The organism is Paenibacillus sp. FSL H7-0350 (genome assembly GCF_038593195.1).
In the GTDB taxonomy this organism is placed as follows: Bacteria; Bacillota; Bacilli; order Paenibacillales; family Paenibacillaceae; genus Paenibacillus_AQ.
In genome coordinates, this window is the sequence record NZ_CP151972.1 from 615,270 (window position 1) to 639,473 (window position 24,204).

20 protein-coding genes are annotated in these 24,204 nt (G+C 48.5%); 18 read left to right on the top strand and 2 right to left on the bottom strand.

Translation table 11 applies throughout. The annotated features are described in order from the left end of the window. Positions 1-20: 20 nt before the first annotated feature. The 8 genes from NYE24_RS02970 to NYE24_RS03005 all read left to right on the top strand — a co-directional run bounded on the left by NYE24_RS02970 (position 21) and on the right by NYE24_RS03005 (position 7,075). Positions 21-962 carry a nucleotidyltransferase family protein gene (locus NYE24_RS02970; protein ID WP_342479191.1) on the top strand — a complete coding sequence of 314 codons (942 nt, stop codon included), beginning with the start codon at positions 21-23 and terminating at the stop codon, positions 960-962. 107 nt (positions 963-1,069) lie between these two features. Then, positions 1,070-1,660 (top strand): class I SAM-dependent methyltransferase, encoded by a 591-nt coding sequence (locus NYE24_RS02975; RefSeq protein WP_342477988.1) that lies wholly within the window; start codon positions 1,070-1,072, stop codon positions 1,658-1,660. 28 nt (positions 1,661-1,688) lie between these two features. After that, positions 1,689-2,072 carry a VOC family protein gene (locus tag NYE24_RS02980; RefSeq protein ID WP_342477989.1) on the top strand — a complete coding sequence of 128 codons (384 nt, stop codon included), beginning with the start codon at positions 1,689-1,691 and terminating at the stop codon, positions 2,070-2,072. 13 nt (positions 2,073-2,085) lie between these two features. After that, on the top strand, positions 2,086-2,328 hold the full coding sequence (locus NYE24_RS02985) for an acyl carrier protein (RefSeq protein ID WP_342477990.1): 243 nt from the start codon (positions 2,086-2,088) through the stop codon (positions 2,326-2,328). A gap of 15 nt (positions 2,329-2,343) precedes the next feature. Further along, entirely contained in the window at positions 2,344-3,906 is a 1,563-nt protein-coding gene (locus tag NYE24_RS02990) for an HAD-IIIC family phosphatase (protein WP_342477991.1), read from the top strand. A gap of 14 nt (positions 3,907-3,920) precedes the next feature. Continuing rightward, positions 3,921-4,916: a hypothetical protein gene (locus NYE24_RS02995; protein ID WP_342477992.1), complete on the top strand. Its 996-nt coding sequence runs from the start codon at positions 3,921-3,923 to the stop codon at positions 4,914-4,916. 449 nt (positions 4,917-5,365) lie between these two features. Then, entirely contained in the window at positions 5,366-6,136 is a 771-nt protein-coding gene (locus NYE24_RS03000; protein WP_342477993.1) for an NAD(P)H-dependent oxidoreductase, read from the top strand. A gap of 117 nt (positions 6,137-6,253) precedes the next feature. Beyond that, complete coding sequence (locus NYE24_RS03005) at positions 6,254-7,075, top strand: chromosome condensation regulator (protein WP_342477994.1); 822 nt, start codon at positions 6,254-6,256, stop codon at positions 7,073-7,075. 55 nt (positions 7,076-7,130) lie between these two features. Here NYE24_RS03005 and NYE24_RS03010 read toward each other — a convergent pair whose 3' ends face one another. After that, the gene (locus NYE24_RS03010; RefSeq protein ID WP_342477995.1) at positions 7,131-8,114 is read right to left on the bottom strand and encodes an SHOCT domain-containing protein; all 984 of its coding nucleotides are present in this window, start codon (positions 8,112-8,114) and stop codon (positions 7,131-7,133) included. Positions 8,115-8,325: 211 nt separating this feature from the next. Here NYE24_RS03010 and NYE24_RS03015 point away from each other — a divergent pair, with 211 nt between their 5' ends. The 6 genes from NYE24_RS03015 (at position 8,326) to kdpC (ending at position 17,004) form a co-directional block, all read left to right on the top strand. Further along, complete coding sequence (locus NYE24_RS03015; protein ID WP_342477996.1) at positions 8,326-11,013, top strand: sensor histidine kinase KdpD; 2,688 nt, start codon at positions 8,326-8,328, stop codon at positions 11,011-11,013. Further along, positions 11,006-11,722 (top strand): response regulator transcription factor, encoded by a 717-nt coding sequence (locus NYE24_RS03020; protein ID WP_342477997.1) that lies wholly within the window; start codon positions 11,006-11,008, stop codon positions 11,720-11,722. Before NYE24_RS03015 ends, NYE24_RS03020 begins: the two co-directional genes overlap by 8 nt. 233 nt (positions 11,723-11,955) lie before the next feature. After that, positions 11,956-12,285 carry a hypothetical protein gene (locus NYE24_RS03025; RefSeq protein WP_342477998.1) on the top strand — a complete coding sequence of 110 codons (330 nt, stop codon included), beginning with the start codon at positions 11,956-11,958 and terminating at the stop codon, positions 12,283-12,285. Between the two features lie 325 nt (positions 12,286-12,610). Next, entirely contained in the window at positions 12,611-14,287 is a 1,677-nt protein-coding gene (gene kdpA / locus NYE24_RS03030; RefSeq protein WP_342477999.1) for a potassium-transporting ATPase subunit KdpA, read from the top strand. A gap of 18 nt (positions 14,288-14,305) precedes the next feature. After that, on the top strand, positions 14,306-16,339 hold the full coding sequence (gene kdpB, locus NYE24_RS03035; protein WP_342478000.1) for a potassium-transporting ATPase subunit KdpB: 2,034 nt from the start codon (positions 14,306-14,308) through the stop codon (positions 16,337-16,339). A 44-nt stretch (positions 16,340-16,383) separates the two neighbouring features. Further along, entirely contained in the window at positions 16,384-17,004 is a 621-nt protein-coding gene (kdpC, locus tag NYE24_RS03040) for a potassium-transporting ATPase subunit KdpC (protein WP_342478001.1), read from the top strand. Between the two features lie 157 nt (positions 17,005-17,161). On the opposite strand, the gene NYE24_RS03045 is transcribed toward kdpC, so the two are convergent. Next, positions 17,162-18,337, bottom strand: a complete 1,176-nt coding sequence (locus tag NYE24_RS03045; RefSeq protein ID WP_076153925.1) for a hypothetical protein — start codon at positions 18,335-18,337, stop codon at positions 17,162-17,164. An 89-nt stretch (positions 18,338-18,426) separates the two neighbouring features. On the opposite strand from NYE24_RS03045, the gene NYE24_RS03050 reads away from it, so the two are divergent. The 4 genes from NYE24_RS03050 to tnpB all read left to right on the top strand — a co-directional run bounded on the left by NYE24_RS03050 (position 18,427) and on the right by tnpB (position 24,044). Next, a complete protein-coding gene (locus NYE24_RS03050; RefSeq protein WP_342479192.1) occupies positions 18,427-20,748 on the top strand; it encodes a histidine kinase in 2,322 nt (773 codons plus the stop codon). Positions 20,749-21,020: 272 nt separating this feature from the next. Beyond that, positions 21,021-21,962, top strand: coding sequence for a 2-dehydropantoate 2-reductase N-terminal domain-containing protein (locus NYE24_RS03055; RefSeq protein ID WP_342478002.1), 942 nt, complete (start codon positions 21,021-21,023; stop codon positions 21,960-21,962). A gap of 600 nt (positions 21,963-22,562) precedes the next feature. Further along, positions 22,563-22,964, top strand: coding sequence for an IS200/IS605 family transposase (gene tnpA, locus NYE24_RS03060; protein WP_076154137.1), 402 nt, complete (start codon positions 22,563-22,565; stop codon positions 22,962-22,964). 6 nt (positions 22,965-22,970) lie between these two features. Next, a complete protein-coding gene (gene tnpB, locus NYE24_RS03065; protein WP_342478003.1) occupies positions 22,971-24,044 on the top strand; it encodes an IS200/IS605 family element RNA-guided endonuclease TnpB in 1,074 nt (357 codons plus the stop codon). Positions 24,045-24,204: the final 160 nt, after the last annotated feature.

Consider the following 24,204-nt stretch of genomic DNA (forward strand, 5'->3'; position numbering starts at 1 on the left):
GAGAGAGACATTTGCATTTAGTGGAAGAATGGGTTCAAACGCACCTGCGTTCCGAAAATAGACTTTTGTCAATAATCAGTCGTGTGAATTATCAAGAACTATCAGTATTTTGGGAAGTAATAAACGAAATTCCTTATGCGGTTATAAAGGGAGAACCGCTCTCATTATTGGCCTACAATAAATTCGGTTTCCGTGGACTAGGTGATGTGGATATTCTTATTGATCGGAAAAGCATTCCAAAAATGAAGAAGATTTTAAAAACGTGCGGATTTGAAGCAATAAGCCGAGATGAAAAAAAAACCAATTTTTCCAGAGTGTTTTGTCTAGCGTCCTCTCACCAAATGGTTCCCTACGTCAAAGAATTGCAGTCTAAAAAAGGATGTCATGTCGAGTTGGACATTAACTTTGATTTATTTTGGGGGGAATATTCGGGGGAGAGGATCGATGTTAATCATTTCCTAGAAGATGCATCTGAAATGGAAATTTACGGACATAAATTAAAAACACTTTCTCCTATAAAAGCACTTCTGCAAGTTTGTTTGCATCATTATAAAGAAATGAATTCGATCTACCATTTGGTTAAACATAACTCCATAAACCTTCCAATGTTTCAGGATGTCTATTATTTAATTAAGAACAATCTTGATACAATCACAGTCTCAACAATTTATCGCCTTAGTAATGAATATAAAATAACACCTTATGTTTTTTATGTAATCTATTACACACAGTTGATTTTTAAAGATCCTTGTTTAAATCAATTTTTAGAAGCGCTCAAGACAGAAGAAGGAGAGAAACTTCTTGATTATTATGGACTAACGGAACAAGAACAGAAAAAATGGGAAACGGATTTCTTTACCAGACTTCAAACAGATCAAAAACTTAAATTGGTAAAAAACAATTTAACGGAAGCGGATATCCACAAATTACGAATTAATAATAAAGTATTTCGAGGGTACTGACTAGCTTGTTATATTCAACGGGTGGTGTTTATCTTATGGAACAAATAAACAAACATAATTATATGACTTCTTTTCTTGACGTGGTGCATACGTATTCCTTTTATTTGATGGACAAATATTACGACAGAAGATTAAAGATACACACAGATAAGTATATTCTCCTGAATAATAAATCCGGATACTCCAATTATCAACCAACGCCCTACAGGGCATTAAAGAAACTGTTTAAATATCAGCCGTTTACCCCAAATGATCATTTTGTGGATTTTGGCAGTGGGAAAGGAAGAACGGTTATTTGTTCCTCCTACTATGGATGCATGAATGCATCTGGAGTTGAAATAAACGAAGAAATGCATTCTATTGCTCTGGAAAATGTTTCGAGATTTACACGAATCGAAAAGGGGGATGGGATTTCATTTCATTTATGCCCCGCCGAGGCTATGAATATATCTCCAAATATGAATAAGTTCTTTTTTAATAATCCGTTTGACCTGAAATATTTTATGAAGACTACGGATAATATATTAACTTCGGTAAGAGAATTCAACAGAACAGTTTTTTTGTATTTATATTCTCCGAATGAATATTACACCCGTTATCTAAAACGTAATAAGAACTTTAATCATACTAAAAGAATATCTACAGGTCTGTTTCATATGGACTACCCCTACATTGATATCTACACAACGAACATTTAATACATTCGATGAGAATAAAGGTGAAATCATGAAAGTTCATCATTTAGGTTTTATTGTGAAGGATATGAAGAAAGACCGAAGAATTTTTGAAGCTCTTGGTTTTGTGGAAATTGGCGATGTGGTCTATGATTTCATACAAGATAACAATATTATGTTTCTAGAAAGTCAAGATGGCAGTCTGCTTATTGAATTAATCGAAGCAGTAAGTGAAAGGTCGAGCGTTCGAAATTTCAAATCGGGTTATCATCATATCTGTTTCGAAGGTGGAACAAAAATGGATATGAATGAATGGTTTAAATCTTTAAAGATAGGAAAGATCTTCACAAGACAGTTTACAGCGCCTGCGCTGCAAAGTAGAAAAGTTGTTTTCGCATGCTTAAATAATGGGAGTTTTATTGAGTTTATTTTATAGTGGAGGATACGAAATGGATATTACCGTTGAGACAATACACTCTGCGCTATTAGAAGCACTTGATGTTGCTGAATTGCCATCTTTAGCTGATAGGAATCGTGATTTTACAGAGGTTGGCTTAGATTCGATTAGTTTTATTAGATTTATAGTAACATTGGAAGCAGAATTGGGTGTTGAAATTCCAGAGGAATATATATTACTTGCCCGTATGAATACTCTTAACAAGGTGATGCAAGTTCTTTCCACCGTCAAATGAAGGGAGTTCACTTCTTTGGATATTAAAGGTAAGGATCTGAACATTTCAGTTATTTCTAACATAACGATAGAACACTTTTTTGGAATGCATATTAACAGCTTATTTGATACTCCATCTGATATAAATTATATACCTAGTGATGTATGCTTTGAAAGTCGTCATATTGAAGTAATGCAAAAGTCGGATCTAATATTGGTTTGGCTGAATATCAGGAAATTAAGCCCGGGAATACCCTCAAACATAGTTTCCAAAGATGAATTGCAGATAGTTTATAAAGATATACTAAAATACATCAAAGTCATATATGTAAAGCTGCGTAACGAAGTTAATTCAAAAATAATATGGATGGGTTTTGAAGACTATTTTGATTATTTGCATGAGGTTGTTGGAAATATTCTTCATAATTATAATTTCATAGACCGCTTGAATCAAGAGATCAAGGACCTATTGAGTGAAACTTCTGATGTAGTTATTGATCTGAAAAGGTTAATATCTTATATCGGATCCAGAAGTGCTTATGATACCAAAGGATTGTACCGCTGGAATTCCCCATACACATCCGATCTTATCTATTTAGCTGCAAAAGAAATTTTTAAACAGTACCGTATTTTAAAGAGAAATGAAAAAAAATGTATCGTATTGGACTGTGATAATGTTTTGTGGGGCGGGATATTAAGTGAAGATGGCATTGAAAATATAAGTTTAACCTCTAATGGCCAGGGACAGGTTTTTCGAGATTTCCAACGATTCTTGTTAACTTTACATACTTTAGGGATCATTTTGACTGTTGCAAGTAAAAATGATTTATCAGATGTTTTAAAGGTATTCAATAATCATAGTGAAATGATCTTAAGAGAAGAGCACATTGCAAGTTTTCAAGTGAATTGGAACAATAAAGCCGAGCAAATTCAATTAATAGCTGAAGCTTTAAATATAAGTTTGGATAGCATCGTATTTATTGATGATTCTATTTTTGAAGTGGAATCGGTAAATAGCATTTTACCAGATGTTACAGCAATACTCTTTAAAAAAGAAACTATTTACAGCAGTTTATCTTTGTTCAACTTGTCCCTTGACTTCGATGCAAATCTTATTGCAACAAGGAATAATACGTATCAATCAAATGTGCATAGGACAGTTTTAAAAGATAAGACAACTTCATATGAGGAATATTTAGAAGCTCTTGATACAAAGATTAATATACATATAGCCGATGATTTAGAATATTATCGAATTTCAGAATTAAGCCAAAGAGCGAATAAGTGTACGATAGGTAAAAGGTATATTATATCTGAACTAAAAGAGAAGATCAGTACAAAAGGTTACGAATTATATGCAGTTGATGTGTCGGATAAATTCAGCGATTTAGGTCTTGTAGGAGCATTTGGTATCATACAACAATCTGGAATATACTATTTAGATTTGTTTTGTTTATCTTGCCGGGTATTAGGAAGGAATATTGAAAATCAACTTATTTCTTACGTGAAAACGAATTTTAAAGATATCAAAGTAGAGAGCTGTATAAGAACTCAAAAAAATGATGATTTTATTGACTTGTTACTTTTGCATTTAAATTAGAGGAGGAAAGTAAAATGATCTCTAAAATCTTACCAATGAAGTATCCAATTATAACTTCTTGGCAATGGCAAGCTAATTTATTTTCAATATTATCCAATTATCCTGAAACACAATCTTGGATTTATAGCAATTATATTCAGCTGCATATGATCAGAGACGAATCGCACGACAAAACCTTTGTTGACTTTTATCAATATCCTATATTAGAGATTTGCCCATGGATTTATAATCAACATCTAAAACGAGAAACCATTTTGTTGTTTAAAAAAGATATTTGTGAGTTTTTTATTGAGTGTATAGATCTAAATAATTACATTTATGGCGTTTTTGAACAATCCAACTTCGGCCGCTCAGAATTTTTTCCTCACGATACTTTTATATATGGTTACAATAAGGAAAAGAAAGTATTTTACATAGCTGATTTTTCTTTTAAAGAGAAATACTCTTATACAGAGGTATCATTTTCACAAATTGAAAAGGCATATTTATCCATTGAAGAAAAAGATGATTGGCTTTTAGATAAAGGGGGGCTACAGCTTCTCAGTTTTAATGCTAAAGGCATATTTGATTTTAAACCCTCGTTGGTAATAGAATTCTTGGAAGAGTTCTTGCAGTCTAAAAATAGCTTTGAAAAAAGTTCGTTTTATATAAACAAGCCTAATAAAAGTGTATTCGGATTAGAGGTTTATAGGAAAATAAAAGAGGATTTAATAAACAAGAATACTGATTTCAGACATATCCATGTTATTTATGACCATAAGGTTTTAATGCTTCATCGTATAGAATATATGCAAACTCACGGATATCTTAACCAAGCAGAAGTTATATATAAACTCTATAAACAATTGGAGCAGAAAACTCTATCAGCAAGAAACCTTTTACTTAAGGCAATTATAACTCAGAATGATAAACAGATGGATCAGATCATTAGATTGTTGGGAGAAATAGAGCGTATTGAAATAGAGGCGATGAATTTAATGCTGTATAACTTAAAGCAGTGTAAAAGCTGAAGGAGGAAAGGATCAAGGCAAATATAGACCATTCATATGGGCACATTTGGCAACTTACTCTCATGCCTGCGGCCTTGCTTTTTTAAGAGGGTCATGGATCAAATGGTGATGATTCCACTGTTTTATGGTGAGATAGAGTATTTGTGTAATCCTAATGTTCAAAATGTATATATTGAATACGATGGTTCCATAGCTTTTACCAGAGGCTCGTGGAAGTGATAACATTTAAACTAAACAATACAGGAAGTCATAAGCAGTTTGCTGCTTGTGGCTTCTTTGTTTTCCCCGGAAGTTCTTCACCAATCGTTCAAAATCAAGCTGTATCCATACAGACAATAGCGCATATCTATGTTAATATACGTTATGAATGAATTTAATAATATTCATTCATAATCAGCGAAGAGATGAATTGGAGTCACTATTTTGTATTCTATTCTGGAGGGACAATCATGAAGAAGGTCATCGCAATCATCGGCAATCAGCAAAAGAACAATACGTACAGGGCGGTCTGCGAATTTGAGGCTCAGCTCCGGACCTATGGGGAGGTAGAGGTTGAGTATGTTTTTCTGAAGGATTACAGGCTTGAATTCTGCCGTGGATGCAAGGTGTGCTTCAATAAAGGTGAAGAATATTGCCCGCTCAGGGACGACCGGGATGTGCTGATCGAGAAGCTGGAGAATGCGGACGGTGTGATTATGGCGACTCCCAATTATGCGTTCCATGTTTCGGCAGCGATGAAGAATCTGCTTGACCGGCTGGCATATGTGTTCCATCGGCCGCAGTTCTTCGGCAAGACCTATACGTCGATCGTCAATCAGGGGATTCACGGCGGGAAAGCGATTCGCAAATATCTAAGCAGTATGGGAGAGAATTTTGGGTTCCAGGTGACCCGGGGCTGTGTGCTTCAGACGATGGAGCCAGTCCCCACGGCAACCGCGCAGAAGAATTCTGTAAAAATCCGCAAGTCTGCGGCCCGCTTCTACAAAGGACTAATGCGTCCGGCACCGCCGACTCCCACATTGTTCCGCTTGTTGATGTTCCGGCTGTCCCGGACGAGTATTCATCATATGCTGGATGAGCGGTCGAAGGATTACCAGCATTACCAGGCTAACGGCTGGTTTGAAGCGGCGTATTATTATCCGGTCTCTCTGGGTCCTGTTAAGAGCTTGGCCGGACATCTGTTTGACAGACTCGGTAAAAGAATGGCTAAACGCGCCTAACGATGAATGAACGAGAAGATGCTTCATAAGGGCGTTGAAAAGTAACATTTTTTTTGCAATACTAGCTATACCATTATGAGAACCTTATACGAAAAAGAACCCAAAGGAGCAATCCATATGCATTCCAACTCATTATCCGCCATCGCGGCGGGATACCGCCATTCTGTACTGCTCCTGCCGGACGGAACCGTGCGGGCTTGCGGCGAAAATACATATGGGCAATGCGAGGTAAGCGGCTGGCGTGATATTGTTGCGGTTGCAGCAGGCAATGCTCATACCGGGAATTCGCATACAGTAGGACTACGGTCGGACGGAACGGTGATCGCTGTCGGCTGGAATAAGCATGATCAATGTAACGTGGGTGATTGGCATGATATCGTTGCGGTTGCGGCAGGCTGGCGCCGTACGGTCGGGCTGAAGGCAGACGGGACGGTGCTTGCGGCGGGTAGAAACAACGAAGGTCAATGTGAGGTAAGTGCCTGGTCGGATATCGTTGCGGTGACAGCAGGAGACTGGCACACGGTTGGACTCAAGGCCGAGGGTACGGCCATTACTGCGGGGAACAACCGCTATGGGCAGCGGAATGTGAATGACTGGCAGGAGCTGACGATGATCGCAGCGGGTTATCTTCATACCACTGGACTTAGCGCAGACGGCACAGTAGTAGCTACTGGGCTGAACAAGCGCGGACAAGGTGAAGTAGGCAACTGGCGCAAGATTAGGGCCATCGCGGCTGGCAGCCATCATACGGTAGGCCTTCAATTGGATGGAACGGTGATAGCTACAGGCTGGAATGATTACGGGCAATGCGAGGTAAGCGGCTGGACGGATATTGTTGCCATTGCGGCAGGCTGCACCCACACGCTCGGTCTTCAGCAGGATGGCACCGTGGTTGCGGCGGGGAGTAATGCGTACGGGCAATGTGATGTTAAAAAATAGCTATGAACGCTGCCTAAAGCAGGGCTCATAGCTATTCATCAACAATTGCAGGAAATTAGCCGTTCAACAATTCCGACTTTTTACGGTCAAATTCCTCTTGAGTGATCGCACCCATATCCAGCAGCTGTTTGAATTTCAACAGTTCATCAGCCACACTGAAGCTCTCTCTACCCGCAGCAGGCGAGGTTACCGGTTCTTGCTTCGAGTCAAAGCCCAAGTCAAAGAATTCTCCTTCGATTACGTTAATCTCTTCATCTTCTGCCGAACGCTTCACTTTTTCGTAATCCAGCTCGAACTGTGCCTCTGAGTAGTCGTTGCTGGCAGCTGACAAGGCCTCACGCAGACGGTTACCCATCGGTTTCATCGAGAAATAAGTCATTCCTCCAGAGAGGAGTCCGCCCAGAACGGGTACGAATTTTGATGCGCCTTGGGCGAAGGTTTTTTTCGTGATTTTAATTCCGATGTAAGCGGAGATTTTCTTGAGAATCGGGTAGTACAAGGTCTGGGTCAAAGCTTTCTGCGGAAGCTTCTTCAATAGCTGCTGAGAGATCTTCGCGGTCAACATTTTCAGCATGGAAGCTGAACCAGCCACTCCAAACATGACGCCCAGATACAAAGTCAGTTCCCGGGTGACTTGCTCTGAATCAGCAGAATCTTCCTCCCACAAGTCCGTGCGGCCATACAGATAAGCCAGCTCTTGAGACATTCGCAGCACTACGCTAAAAAACTGCAGGGTATCTGCCGGAATGGTCGCCGCCATGGCTAATCCACCTGGAAGTCCAACGGCTGTAGAAGCTGCTGTACTCAGAAGGGTTCGTTTTTCAATTAACGTTTTCGCCATTTTATCAATCACGGCCAGGCTGATTCCGGCTTCCAGCGGCCCTTTCTCCAGTATCGTGTACATATTTCCATAAGTATCGTATTTGGCAAACTGCTGGGCGAGGAATTCACGCCGATCTACCCGCACTCCGGGAATCTTGATTGCATTCGCCAGAATCACTTCCATGGTTCCTTGTGTGCCATTCTGTTCATTGGTCATCTTAGTAGCTCCTTAGAATCGTATGTAAAAATTATGCTCTGAGCTTATATTCGGGAAGCATGCGGGTTTCCCCTCTATTGACTTACGCTAATCTTAATGCAATCTTAATGCCACAGCCGAATCCGTAATACTATGCTGATTATGCACATGCTATACTGACGCTAGAGTGTACAAACGCTGGAAGACATTCCGGGAATACGGATGTGTGCAGATGTTCATAGACGAAAGGGAGCTTCAGATGACAGGGCAGAATATGGCGAAGAAGCGGCGCGGCAGGCTGAGAATATTCTTCGGTTATGTACCAGGAGCAGGGAAGACCTGGGCGATGCTGAAGGCTGCCCATGCGGAGCAGAAGAACGGACAACAGGTGCTGGCGGGCTACATTGCAGTCCATGACAGAGCAGATACTGCGGAGCTTATTAGCGGACTGGAGCTGCTGCCGCCGCTGGACATTCCTGTAAACGGGACCATCGTGCGGGAATTCGACCTGGATCAGGCGATCCGCAGGAGGCCGGACCTGATTTTGCTGGATGAATTGGCCCACATCAATGCTCCGGGAGTACGCCACAAGCGGCGGGTTCAGGATGCGGAGGAGCTGCTGCGCGCGGGAATAGATGTCTATACTACGGTTAGTATAGAACAGCTGGAAAGTATGACCGATGTTGTAGCATCCATGACCGGAATGCCTGAGCCAGCGCGTATTCCCGACAGTGTGTTCGATCGTGCGGACCAAGTCGAGTTCATTGATATCAGTCCGGACGTTTGGCTGGAACGTCTGCATCAGGGGCGAATCTTTTCTACGGAGCAGCTCCGGCAGGAGGCCGGTGATCTGTACACTCCCCAGAAGCTGAGCGCTTTGCGGGAAATGGCTCTACGGTACAGGGCGGATCAATTGAAACGTTTTGAGGGCAGGCTGGGGGAACGGGCAGTGGAAGCCAGCTTGTATAGCAGGGAGCATATCCTGGTCTGTATGTCGTCGGCAATATCAAGCAAGAAGGTCATCCGCACAGCGGCGAGAATGGCCGAAGCCCTACAGGGGGAATTCACTGCTCTCTACGTGGAGACCTCAAGAACGAAAGAGTTAACGGTGAGGAACAAGTCGGAGCTGCGGGAGAATCTGCGGCTGGCCGAACAGCTTGGTGCGCAGGTTGCCACGGTATACGGGGAGGATGTGCCGGGACAGATCGCAGAATATGCCCGAACCAGCCGGGTCTCCAAAATTATCCTGGGCCGGTCGCAGAATCGCAGCCGCTTACCAGTCGCTTCGAATTTCGTAGATAAACTGACGGCTGCTGCCCCGAATATCGACATCTATATCATTCCGGATCAAGAGTCTGCCTGGCAATCCAAAATTCCGCAATATGCCAGACCTCCGCTTCTCTCCCTGGCTGATACGGGCAAAACCCTGGGGATTCTGCTGGTCTGCACGATCATCGGGTTATGGTTCAAGGTTCTCGGCTTCAGTGAAGCCAACATTATCACTGTCTATATTCTGGGTGTTCTGCTCGATGCGATGGTTACCAAAGGACGGCTGTACAGCGCGGTGACGTCGATTTTGAGCGTGCTGGTCTTTAACTATTTTTTCACCGAGCCTTATTTCTCGCTTCAGGCCTATGATTCCGGCTATCCGGTGACCTTCCTCGTGATGCTGGCCGCTTCGTTCATCACCAGTACGTTGACGCTGCGGGTGAAGGAGCAGGCCAGAGAATCAGCGCAAAAAGCCTACCGCACCGAGGTGCTCCTGGAGACCAGCCGGAAGCTCCAGCAGGCCAAAGACACGCCCGCTATCCTGAGCGAGACCGCGCTGCAAATGCTCAAGCTGCTGGACCGGAGCATCATCATCTATGAGGTTGAGGGCGATGGACTCTCGGAGCCGCTCGTGTACAACAAGGATGGAAGTACGATTGACACGCAAAAGGATACGCTGGAAGCGGAGCGCGAGGTAGCGGAATGGGTGCTGCGGAATAATAAACGGGCTGGAGCTTCTACCGATACATTCTCGGCGGCCCATTGTCTGTATCATGCAGTGCGGAGCGGCGATACGGTGTTTGCGGTGGCAGGAATTGTGATGCAGCAGGAAGAACCGCTGGAGGTGTTCGAGTCAAGTCTCATGATCGCCATGCTAGGCGAATGCGCCCTCGCCCTGGAGAAAGACAAGCTGAACGAGCTGCAAAAGGAAAGCTCTCTGCAAATCCGGCAGGAGCAGCTGCGCGCCAATCTGCTGCGCGGCATCTCGCATGATTTGCGTACGCCGCTTACGAGTATTTCCGGTAACGCGGGCATACTGATCGGTAACTCGGCGGTGCTGAGCGAGGAGCAGAAGCAGGAGTTATACAGCGATATCTATGACGATTCGATCTGGCTGATCAATCTGGTGGAGAATCTGCTGTCGATTACCCGGATTGACAATGGGGCGCTTCATTTGAATTTTCAGGCGGAGCTGCTGGAGGAAGTGATCGCGGAAGCGCTGCTGCATGTGAACCGCAACAAGGAGGACCATGTGATCCGGGTGGTGCTCGAAGATGAGCTGCTGATGGCCCGGATGGATTCACGGCTGATTATTCAGTTGATCATCAACCTGGTGGATAATGCGATTAAGTACAGCGGGTCGGGTTCCCATATTACCCTATCCGCTAGACAAGAGACGGGGCTGGTTGTGGTCGAGGTCACTGACGACGGACCGGGAATATCCGCAGAATCGAAGGCTAAGGTGTTCGAGATGTTCTATACGGCGGATAACGTACGGGGAGACGGCAGGCGCGGGCTTGGTCTGGGTCTTGCGCTCTGCAAATCTATCATCCTTGCCCATGGCGGGCATATTGAAGTACAAGATCATGCCCCGCAGGGGACGGTATTCCGCTTCACCCTGCTGGCAGAGGAGGTGAACGTCCATGAATAAACCTATGATTCTGGTCGTCGAAGACGACAAACCAATCCGCAAGCTGATTACCACAACTCTGGAGACTCAGGGCTATAAATACCATACGGCGGAGACGGGGGAGGCTTCTATCCTGGAGGCGGTATCCAGTCAGCCGGATCTGATGATTCTGGACCTCGGTCTGCCCGATATGGACGGCGTTGATATTATCAAGAAGGTTCGTGCCTGGTCCAACCTTCCGATCATTGTGGTCAGCGCCCGCAGTGAGGACCGTGACAAGATCGAAGCGCTGGATGCCGGGGCGGATGATTATCTGACCAAGCCCTTCAGCGTGGAGGAGCTGCTCGCCAGACTACGGGTAAGCCTGCGGCGAATCCGGGGGGACAGCGAGAAGCTGATGAAGGATTCGTCTGTCTTCACCAACGGGAATCTGCGGATCGACTATTCGGCGGGCTGTGTCTGGCTGGGTCAGGATGAGATCCATTTGACGCCCATAGAGTATAAGCTGCTGGGGTTGCTGGCCAAGAATGTGGGCAAAGTCCTGACCCATAATTATATCCTGCATGAAATCTGGGGCAGCCCTACGTATGACATTCCGGCGCTCCGTGTATTCATGGCGACGCTCCGTAAGAAGATTGAACGCAGCCCTTCCCAGCCCAAGGTAATCCAGACCCATATCGGTGTGGGCTACCGGATGCTACAGGCGGGGGACGACAGCAGAGTGATTTGAACCGGCTTACGGAAGCCGTATAGCGCGCAAAAGTAATTCATAGTGTTCCTAACCATGCCTGAGCAGGCATGGTTTTTTTGCTGTTCCGGGGGGTGGTGCAAGAGCGGCTGGAGCGGCGTCCCGGCATTATTTTAACGCAATCTTAACCTGCTGAAGCAAACCCTAATCCTGAACTAATGGCGCAAGTGGTACGCTGAATTCAGAAGTTAACCTACTGGAGAGAAGGCTTGGAGATGGATGTGTGGGTGAGAAATATCGGATGGGTGACGGTGCTGACGGCGCTGCTTGTGCTGATCAAGCGACATTATGACCGGATCTATCTGCTGCAAGACTGCACCTATGAGAATAGCGGGGTGTACGCTGCTGCTTACCAGTTTGCCTGCGGGGCTTCGGCCCGTGAGGTCAGTGAGCTGCTTGTCGTAAGCTTCGAGTTCGATCGTCAGGAGACGGAAGTGATCCTTGCCCGGGCGCTCCCGCACCGGATGGAGGCTGACGGAGGTTATGGTGCTTTTATCGGGGCGGTCAACAGGGTGCTGGGTGAAGAGATTTACGAGCCCTCCTGAAGTCTTAATGCAATCTTAATACGCCTGAGGAAACCCTAACCCTGAACTAATGGGAGAAATGATACGCTAGACCGGAAGTTACAAGAGAGAGATTACCATAAGGTGAGGAGTGGCAAAGACGATGATGGATGTGTATATGACGGCAATGCTGGCAGCAATATTCACGGTATTCTATGGGTTTTTACAATGGTGCAGCCGTGTGACCGATGAGCAAGGGGGGACGGAATAATGGCGGTTGTCCTCGCAGCTACTGCGCTGCTGTTTCTGTATTTGGGCTATGCTTTGATTCATCCCGAGAAATTCTAACTACTAAGGAGGGCCATCCGTGGGGATTGTGCAGATTATAGTCGTCATCTTAATACTCGTACTGCTGGTGAAGCCGGTGGGCACTTATCTATATCATGTATTCTCGAATGAACCGAACCGGACAGACCGGATATTCGGCGGGACAGAGAAAGGGATTTATCGTCTAATCGGGCTGAAGCAGCGGGGCGGGATGTCCTGGAAGAAATATGCGCTCAGCTTCATCGTAACGAACATTGTACTGGTGGTATTCAGTTATCTCTTTCTGCGGCTGCAAAAGGGGCTTCCGCTCAACCCGAACGGGATCGGGGGCATGGAGCAGACCTTGACGTTCAACACGGTAATCAGCTTCATGACCAATACGAACCTCCAGCATTACAGCGGGGAGACGGGCGTGTCCTACTTCTCACAGATGGCGGTCATGACGATGCTGATGTTCACCTCGGCGGCCAGCGGCTTCTCGGTCGCGGTTGCTTGTGTCAGAGGGATTACAGGCCGCCGCTCGGTGGGGAACTTCTTCGAGGACTTCGTCAAAGCGCATATCCGGATCTTCATTCCGCTGGCACTGCTTGTAACAATGGCGCTTGTAGCTCTTCATGTGCCGCAAACCCTGAAACCTACGCTGGAAGTGAACACGCTCGAAGGGCAGACCCAGCAGATTGCGATCGGTCCGGTGGCCTCCCTGGAGTCCATTAAGCACATCGGCACGAACGGCGGGGGCTTCTTCGGAGCCAACGCTGCGCATCCATTTGAGAATCCGGGACCGCTGAGCAATGTGCTGGAGATCCTCTCCATGTGGCTGCTGCCCGCATCTCTGCCGTATATGTACGGGAAGTTCGCCGGGAACAAGCGGCAGGGCTGGATGATTTTTGGCGCGATGATGACGCTGTTCGTGGTATTGCTCGGAGTGAATTACGCTGCGGAAAGTGCAGGCAACCCGGCGATTAACGCCATGGGCATAGACGCTTCACAGGGCAGCATGGAGGGCAAAGAGGTCCGGTTCGGCATCGCACAGTCGGCGCTGTTCACCACCGTTACAACGGCGGCCACCACCGGCAGTGTGAACAATATGCATGATACGCTGACGCCGCTCGGCAGTATTACCCCGCTGACCCTCATGATGCTGAATAACGTGTTCGGCGGCAAAGGTGTCGGGCTGATCAATATGCTCATGTATGCGATCCTCGGCGTGTTCCTCTGCGGGCTGATGGTGGGCCGGACGCCGGAGTTCCTGGGCCGCAAAATTGAAGCACGGGAGATGAAGCTGATCGCCATCGCGATTCTGATTCATCCGCTGATTATACTGGTGCCTACGGCTGCTGCTTTTCTGACGGAGCTCGGTAAAGGCAGTATCAGTAACCCCGGCTTCCACGGAATGACCCAGGTGCTGTATGAATACGTATCGGCTGCGGCCAATAACGGCTCAGGCTTCGAAGGGCTGGCGGATAATACCTCCTTCTGGAATATCACCACCGGGGTTGTCATGCTGCTGGGCCGGTATGTCTCGATGATCGCCATGCTGGCGGTGGCCGGTTCCCTGCTGCGCAAGAAGCCGGTGCCTGAGACCATTGGAACCTTCCGCACAGACAACGGCCTGTTCACTGGCATCCTGATTGGTACGGTGCTGATTATCGGCGCGCTGACCTTCCTGCCGGTGATTGTCCTCGGTCCGGTTGCTGAATATTTGACTTTACGGTAGGGAGAGGGAGAGAAGAGAATGAGTACTGTACACAAAAAGAAGCTGCTGACGGGTCCCATCCTGCTAAGTGCTGCCAAGGATAGTCTGGTGAAGCTGAACCCGGTGACGTTAATGAAGAATCCGGTCATGTTCGTCGTGGAGGTTGGGACGGTTATCGTCTTGCTCATGGTGCTTGCGCCCGGGTATTTCCATGCGGAGCATGCGGTGGGCTTCAATATAACCGTGTTCTTCATCCTGCTGTTTACCGTGCTGTTCGCTAACTTCGCAGAAGCGCTGGCGGAGGGCCGGGGCAAGGCGCAAGCCGATTCGCTCAAAAAAACCAAGCAGGACATCACCGCCAATAAGCTGGCAGGACCCTCGGTCAAGCAGGTGCCGGCCTCTGAGCTGCGCAAAGGCGATATCGTAATCGTCAGCCAGGGCGAACTGATTCCCGGCGACGGGGAAGTGACCGAGGGGCTGGCTTCTGTGGACGAATCGGCCATCACCGGGGAGTCGGCTCCGGTCATTAAGGAAGCTGGAGGCGACTTCGGCTCCGTGACCGGCGGTACCCGCGTAGTCAGCGACCAGATCAAGGTGCGGATCACCAGTGATCCGGGGGAATCGTTCCTGGACCGGATGATCTCGCTGGTCGAAGGCGCGAAGCGCCAGAAGACACCGAATGAGATTGCTCTGAACACGCTGCTGATCAGCCTCACGATTATTTTCCTGATTGTCGTCGTCACCCTGCGTCCCATCGCGGATTATATCGGGGTGAAGCTGGAGATTCCGGTCATGATCGCACTGCTCGTCTGCCTGATTCCGACCACCATCGGCGGGCTGCTGTCGGCCATCGGGATTGCGGGAATGGACCGGGTGACGCAGTTCAACGTCCTGGCGATGTCCGGGAAGGCGGTGGAAGCCGCCGGGGATATCAATACGATGATTCTGGATAAGACGGGGACGATTACCTTCGGGAACCGGATGGCCAGTGAGTTCGTTGCGGTAGGCGAAGCAACTGTAGCCGAGCTTGCGTCCTGGGCGGCGGTCAGCTCGCTGAAGGATGAGACGCCGGAAGGGCGCTCTGTCCTGGAGCTGGCGAAGAAGCTGGAACTCCAATATTACAGCAGCCTCGCGGACGGCGGGGAGTTCATTGAGTTCAAGGCAGAGAGCCGGATGAGCGGGATGGATCTGCGGGACGGGCGCTCAGTGCGTAAGGGAGCGGTCGATTCCGTGAAGAAGTGGGTGCTGTCCCGGGGCGGGGCCGTACCGTCCGATCTGGATACCAACTCGGATGCCATTGCACGGCTGGGCGGCACTCCGCTCGCGGTTGCCGTAGACAACCGGATTTATGGGCTGATCTATCTGAAGGATACGGTGAAGCCCGGGATGAAGGAGCGCTTCGACGAGCTGCGCAGCATGGGGATCAAGACGATCATGTGTACCGGGGACAACCCGCTGACCGCCGCTACGATTGCCCGTGAAGCCGGAGTCGATGATTTCATTGCCGAGAGTACCCCGGAAGATAAGATTGCGGTAATCCGCCGGGAGCAGAACGAGGGCAAGCTAGTAGCTATGACTGGAGACGGAACCAACGATGCTCCGGCGCTGGCTCAGGCCGATGTGGGGCTGGCGATGAACAGCGGGACAACCGCTGCCAAGGAAGCAGCCAATATGGTCGATCTGGATTCTGATCCGTCCAAGATCATCGAGGTTGTAGCCATCGGGAAGCAGCTCCTTATGACACGCGGAGCGCTGACCACCTTCAGCATCGCTAACGATATTGCCAAATATTTTGCGATTATACCGGCGATGTTCACGCTCGCTATTCCTGAGATGGAAGCCCTGAACGTCATGGGGCTGGGTTCCCCAAGCTCGGCGATCATCTCGGCGCTGATCTTCAACGCCATCATCATCCCGCTGTTGATTCCGCTCGCTATGCGCGGGGTCTCCTACAAGCCGATGAGCTCCTCCAGGCTGCTGACGCGCAACATTGTCATTTATGGTCTGGGCGGGGTCGCTGTTCCCTTCGCCGGGATCAAGCTGATTGATATGCTCGTCAGTATATGGATCTAGAAGGTGCGGCAGACGATTGACTATACAAGGAGGGCGTAATCATCATGGTACAATCTACTCATGAGACAGACGGAGAGCAGGTCTCCGCTTCAAAAGCTGCTTTTTTCTTCACTACAGTGAGGTTAAGTCTTGTATTCATTATTCTCTGCGGAATGATCTATCCGCTGGCTTCCACCGCGCTTGCCCAGGTGCTGATGCCTGCCCAGGCGAACGGCAGCCTGCTGAAGGATGCGTCCGGGAAGGTGGTCGGTTCTGCGCTGATCGGGCAGAGCTTCACGAACCAGGCTATGTTCCAAAGCCGTGTGTCGAGTATCGGGTACAAGGCTGAGGCTTCGGGATCGAATAACTACGGGCCATCGAATCCCGATATGCTTCAGCGGACCAAGGATTCCATTGCCCAGTGGAAGCTGGATAATCCCGGCGTCCCTGTAAGTCAGCTGCCTGTGGATCTGATTTCGAATTCCGGCTCGGGTCTTGATCCGCATATTTCACCGGCTGCGGCGCTCGTGCAGATTCCCCGGATCAGCAAGCTGACCGGCATTCCGGCAGATACCCTTGAAGCGCTGGTGAAGGAGCATACCGAAGGGCGAGATTTGGGGCTTTTCGGAGAGAAACGGGTGAATGTCCTGAAGCTGAATCTGGCGCTGACGGAGATGGGGAAATAAGCAGGAGCGGACTGTCCCCCATATGTGAGCTATGTTGCAGTTCCTTAGCCTTTAGCAGTAAGTGTTATTTTGGGAGAAAGGAATATTTAGATGCAAACAAGCCCGGAGCATCACGAGGATACTGCCGGGCTTCCCACATTCTTTTTGTGGATATGCGCTAGCGGATTTTTTTCCAGGTCAAGCCGTTCTCCGAAAGGGAAATTCCACCCTGATAGCCAATGCCGATAAACCATTGGCCCGCCTGAATGACATTCATGTTATTAGGTACGGTTAAGCCAAGGTCCGTCATCGTCCATTTTACCCGGTCTGACGAAATTCCAGCTTTGCTGCGAATCACACCGGGGCTGTACCAGTACTTAACAAAGGTATAGTATTTGCTGCCCTTCTTATAGATCGGGCTTCGGCCAAACGGATTCACGATAGCGGAGGGAGCCTTCTGAATGGCAAACAGAATTCCGTTCTTGGAGGTATAGGTATTTCGCGCATCATACAAGGTGATGACGCCATCAAGCGTGTATCCTTCCTGATTTAAATTGTAGCTCGTTTGGGGAACGTCATTCACACTAAACTTGTAGTTGAGGTCCTTTTTGACTGTTCCCGTTTGCTGGGTCCAGCTTGCCAAATTGGCCGACGTATACAGAACAAGCTCCGCATAGCGATTGTCATTGGCATCCGTCAGGAACTGGTTGCGGGACAACGTCATGGCCTGTCTTGATAAGAACTCATACTCCCCACAGTAGGCAGAGTATATGTTGCCGTTCCAGGTCAAGTAGTGCACTTCGACGGGCAACAGGCTGGCTTCCTTCCAATTCACTCCATTAGAGGACGTATATATGGGACTGATATCATCCGCTTGGCTGCCGGTCAGCACATATTGTCCATTTAAAAACTGAACATTGCCGATAGTTGTCGCTTTCCCGTTGCTTGATTCTAGGGTAAAGGGAGTCCATTTGTCGCCATTCGCAGACGTGTAGTTGCCAATCGCGGAATTGTATGAATTCACATGAATGACGGATAGGAAGAACCGTCCCTTGGCATAAAAAACGTTGTACATGTCACTGGAAGGCAGTTTTCGGGAAACCCACTTTTTCCCGTTGTCGTTTGTGACATTCAAGTAGGACGAGTTGGACACGACGATGATTGTACCTTGTCCATCCGCTGCGATGGCGGTAATTCCATCGCCCGTTGCCCGGTCAAAGGCTAACGGAAACTCCACTTCTTTGGCGGCTGCTTCCGGAGAGGGACTTGTTCCCTCTGCAAATGAAGCCGGGGCCAGCGACACCAGTAAACAAAGAATCAAAAGACCAAAAAGCCACTTTTTCAAATTGTGCATGATTTTCCTCCTATGGTTGGTAAAGCGTTCAGAAGAAAATTATAGCATATATGGAGGATGTGCAGAGACTATTGAAAGAAGGTGAGCCGGTGCCAACCTATAAACGCAAGTCCCCGGAGGACATCTTATATTCGATCTACCAGCTCCAGCGGGGGCGGCTGAAGATCATCATCGGCTCCGTTAGCGGCTCCGGCAAAACCTATCATATGCTGGAGGAAGGCAAGCTGCTGAAGCATCAGGGGATTGATGTGGTGATTAGTGCGGTCTCCACTATGGGCCGGGCGGAGACGGTTCAGCAGCTTGGCGATCTGGAGCGCGTTCCCAGTATTCACTGGCTCAAGGACGGCAAGGAGGAGAAGGATCTGCCGCTTGAGGCTCTGGTGGAGCGTAACCCTGAGGTGTTGCTGGTCGATGGTCTGGCCCACCGCAACCGTGCGCAGGCCCGCTTCCCTACAAGGCTTGCGGACATCCGTTATCTGATGGATCAGGGAATCAGCGTAATCACTACTATTAATGTCTATGAGCTGGCCGGTGTGGGGGAGCAAATCTATGAAATGACCGGCATCCGCGCGGAGGAAACTGTGCCGCTGAATACACTGGAACTCGCCGATGAGGTACGGCTGATCGATGTGTCGCCGGAGACTATTCTCAAGCGGCTGGAGGAGGGGGTGCTTGGTGAGGGCGCGCATCCGGCACTATCCCTCAGGGGTAACCTTGGCGTACTTCGTGAGGTGTCACTGCGGCTGATGGCCGAAGGGGTCAATGACTCCCTGGAAAAGCACCGCGAGGCCGAGGGACTGATCGGCCCGTCAGGCGCGACAGAGCGGATACTGGTATCCGCGCAGTATCACTGGAATGGCTCCCTCTATATTAGAAGGGGACAGCAAATTGCGAAGCGGCTGAACGGAGACCTCCTTATCGTTACCTTCCTGTTGCGGGGCCGTCCGCTGACCAAAGATCAGCAGGTATTCAAGCGCTCCATCCGCAAGCTGACCGAGCGGATTCAGGCCCGGTTCGAGGAGCTGGAGCTGCTGCGCCTGCGGATGCTGCCCACCATGCTTGTGCGCTATGCCATTCAGAACAATGTCACCCGGATTGTGATGGGTCATTCGCAGAAAAGCCGCTGGCAGGAGAAGTGGCAAGGCTCCATAGCCAGCCGTGTCCTGCGGCGTACGCGGAATATCGATGTGTTCCTGATGGCTGACCGTGCCGAGCAGGAAGGAGAACGGGTGCTGCCGGTCCGCCCCGCCGTGAAGATGGCGGCAGAACCGTTCCACCGGCTCACCGGCCGGGAGCTGGAGCGGCGGATCGAGGATATCCGCCGGGGCACTTTCAAGGTGTACATCGGCGCAACCCCCGGCGTAGGCAAAACCTACAAGATGCTCCAGGAAGGAAATCTGCTGCTGGGCAGGGGCATCGATGTGGTCATCGGGCTGCTGGAGACCCATGGGAGAGAAGAAACCGGCAACCAGGTGGGCGGGTTAACGATGATTCCGAGAGCACGCATTGCCTACCAGTCCACGGAGCTTACAGAGATGGATACAGCGGCCATTATCGCCCGCCATCCCGAGGTGGTGCTGGTGGATGAGCTGGCTCACACCAATGTTCCCGGAAGCCTCACCCGGAAGCGTTACGAGGATGTCATCCAGTTGCTGGAGAACGGGATCTCTGTCATTACCACGGTCAATGTACAGCATCTGGAGAGCCTGAACGATGCGGTGGAGCAGTTAACCGGTGTGCGTGTGCGCGAGACGGTGCCGGATGCCATCCTGCGAATGGCGAGTGAGGTGGAGCTGATTGATGTGACTCCGCAGATGCTGCAGCAGCGGATGCGTGAAGGGAAGATCTACGCGCGGGAGAAAGTCAATCAAGCGCTGGAGTCTTTTTTCAAAATCGGCAATCTGATCGCCCTGCGTGAGCTGGCCCTGCGCGAGATTGCCGACGATGTGGATGAGCGGCTGGAGGCCTGGGAACGGGAGCCTGCCTTGCGCGGACCTTGGAACAGACGGGAGGTCATCTTCGTCAGTGTAGACACAGGACCGCAGGCGGAACGGCTGGTCCGCCGCGGCTTCCGCATTGCACACCGCCTGAAGGCGGAGTGGCATGTACACTACGTGCACTGTGCCCGTATGAAGACGGTGGAGGAGCAGAAGCGGCTGGATACGCTGAAGGCTCTGACCGAGCGGCTGGGCGGGGTAATGGACATTACGGAGGCGGGAAGCCGTAAGCATCTCTATAAGCATCTGCTCCAGCGGATGAATGACATGCAGACTACGCAGGTTATCATCGGCCAATCCCGCAGACACTTCCTGCGCAGCCTGTTCTCGGTGAGCTTCGTTCAATATCTCCTGCGGCATGCCCGGCATATGGATATGCTGATCGTGGCCGTTCATACGCAGATGATGGAATGAACCTGTCTGCATACAGCCCTGCGGCACTGTGCGGGTAATGTACAATTTACACGGGTTTGTTCAGTAATTGACATCCTCGGCGTCATTGGCAATTGCGCGATTGAGTCCCCGCTGCTAACCTAATGAACAGATGTTCATTTAACAAGTAGAAACGGCTTTGCCGTCCTTTTAAAGGACGGTACCGTTTCAGCGAAATAGAAGGATAAATTATCGTGTACAACAGATAAATCCTTATATTTGAACAACTGTTTGAAGCGGAGAGGGGATACGAGATGCGTATATTAGTGATGGGTGCAGGGGTAATAGGCAGTTATTTGGCACATGTGCTGGTACGGGGCGGGAATGAGGTCACCATACTGGCCAGAACGAAGCGGGCGGGCCAATTGCAGAAGGACGGACTGGTCCTTCGGCATTATTTTCAGCGCAAAACGACTGTGGATCAGGTGAAGGTGATATCCGAGCTGCGGAGGGACGATGTCTATGATCTGATCTTCGTAGTGATGAAATACAATGACTTCCCGGCCGTGCTGCCAGCACTGGCGGACAACGACAGTAAGAATATTGTGCTTGTCGGCAATAACGGAGATACCCGCGGGATGCAGCAGTTCTTCAACGAGAATAGCCGGATTCCGCAGAATATTGCGTTTGGCTTCCAGATTAACGGGGGGACCCGTGAGGAAGACGGGCGTGTTATCGTTGTAAGCGCTGGCGGCAAGATGGTGCTGGGCAGTCTGGAGGGTGACATTCCGTTCAAGACGGAGCTTGCGGAGGCCTTCCATCAGACGAAGTATAAGCTGGATTATTCGCAGGATATTAACGCCTGGCTTCTGAGTCACATAGTTTCAATTATCCCGGTGATGTCGGTCATTTATCTTTATGATTTTGATTTGGCAAAAGCAAGCAAAGACTCCGCCCGCTGGAAACAGGCGGTTGCCTTAATGGATGAAGGGTTCAGCGTGCTCTCTGCGCTGGGCTTACCCGTTAATCCCGCCTCCCTGGTTAACGGGGCGAAGAAGCAACCGGCACTGCTCGCCCAAGGGTTGAGATTGTTACAAAAGCTGCCCTTCATGAAGCTGATCGATGGCTCATTCAGCGAGATTGCAGCGCTCTATCAAGCCTTCGAACCTCTGATGCTTCAAGCCCGTCTGTCCACACCGGCGTGGGATGACTTCAAGCAGCAGACGATGAGGAAATATGCGCTGGAGCAGGCCTAGGATGAACGGATGAACGGAGAACAAATCGACTCCTCCAACGAACAGCTCAGGAAGCTCCGCTTAGGCGGAGTTTGCTGGGCTGTTTTTGCTCTTGCGAGTAGGTGAAGGCACAATGGATGCGGAAAACCGAATACATTGCGCTCGTGAGAGGGCAGATGGCCAGATGTAATCGGAAAACCGATTAAATTGCGCTCGTGAGAGGACAGATGACTGGATATAATCGGAAAACCGATTACATTGCGCTGGTTAGAGGGCGGATGGCCAAATGTAATCGGAAAACCGATTACAATGTGCTCGCGAGAGGACAGATGACTGGATGTAATCGAAAAACTGATTACATTGCGCTGGTGAGAGGACAGATGGGTAAGGCTGTTTTTGCCCAGGAGCCCATTCACTTTCAGCATAAAAAAATCATTAACACCATATACATAATGTTCCAATTAACTTATGAAGTCTTGTGATTTAACCCTCAGTTGACAGAATTCTCCCATCTTCTTTAAGTGGGGGATGAATGGAAACGGTCTAATCTACATGGATTCTAACCGTCTAAGATGCTATAATAAAAGTATTCAGTCGTATCTTGGAAAGGTCAGTGAATCAATGAAATTAGACTCGAATAACCATTCAGTGTTCTCCCTTCACTTCCACCTTATTCTAGTCATCAAGTATCGTAGGAAAGTAATTACAGATCCAATATCCGAACGTCTGAAAGAGATATTTGCATACATTCAGCCTACTTACAATGTGACTTTGCAGGAATGGAATCATGACAGGGATCACGTTCATGTCCTAATGAAAACGCATCCTAATACCGACATTTCTAAATTTCTCAACGCTTATAAGAGTGCATCATCTAGGCTGATCAAGAAGGAGTTTCCTACCCTCCGAAAATCACTTTGGAAAGAGGCTTTTTGGTCACGCTCCTATTGCTTGCTTACAACGGGTGAAGCGCCAATAGACGTCATACAAAAATACATCGAAAACCAAGGTGTGAAAGGGTGATCGCCATTGCTGAAAGCCTACAAATACCGTATCTATCCAAGCCATGGGCAACAACACTACTTCGCTAAAGTGTTCGGATGCGTTCGCTTCATCTACAACAGAATGCTTGCAGATAAAATTGAACATTACAAGCAAACGAAAACGATGCTGAGGAATACACCCGCACAATACAAAAAGGAATTCGACTGGCTGAAAGAAGTCGATAGCCTTGCCTTAGCGAATACACAACTGAACTTAGACAAGGCTTATAAGAATTTTTTACGGGATAAGAAAACGGGATTTCCTAAATTCAAGAGCAAGAAGACGAATAATCATAGCTTCACAACGAATAACCAAAATGGAACAGTGGCTATAGAAGATGGATATCTCAAGATTCCAAAGCTAAAAACTGGCATCAAAATCAAGCTGCACCGACCATTCGTGGGGCTGATCAAATCATGCACGATTTCAAAAACACCAACGGGAAAGTATTATGCTTCCGTATTGGTTGAAACGGATATCGTCCAGTTGCCCAACATGCATACGAAGATTGGCGTTGATCTTGGGCTGAAAGACTTTGCTATTACTTCAAATGGCGAAATCATATCCAATCCTAAATACTTGCGTACGTCTGAAAAGCGATTAGCGAAGCTGCAAAAGGATGTATCGCGGAAGAAGAAGGGGAGCCATAACCGTCATAAGGCTAGGCTGAAAGTTGCCAAGCACCATGAAAAAATAGCGAATCAGCGTAAAGACTTCTTGCATAAAACGTCTGCCAAAATGATAAACGAAAACCAAGTCATCGTGATGGAAGACTTACGTGTAAAGAATATGATGCAGAATCACAAACTTGCAAAAGCGATTAGCGAGGTAGCTTGGAGTATGTTCCGTTCCATGCTTGAATATAAGGCTCAATGGTATGGCAGAGAACTGATTATTGCCCCTAAGCACTATGCAAGCAGTCAGCTTTGCTCCTGTTGCGGTTATAAGAACGCAGAGGTGAAGAATCTCGCCTTGCGAGAGTGGACTTGTCCAGAATGTAACGTGCATCATAATCGCGATGTAAACGCTGCTCAAAACCTACTGAAACTAGCCATGTGATATTGCAATGATTGGGCTAGGGACTAGCCTTTGAGCTTGGGTAAACTTGGAGCAGTAGCTTCATTGACCAAGAAGCCGCCACCTCTTAGGTGGATGGTAGTTCACCGTGCTAAAGAGATATGCTTATTACCATGTGGATACAAATACAACCGAAGGAGTG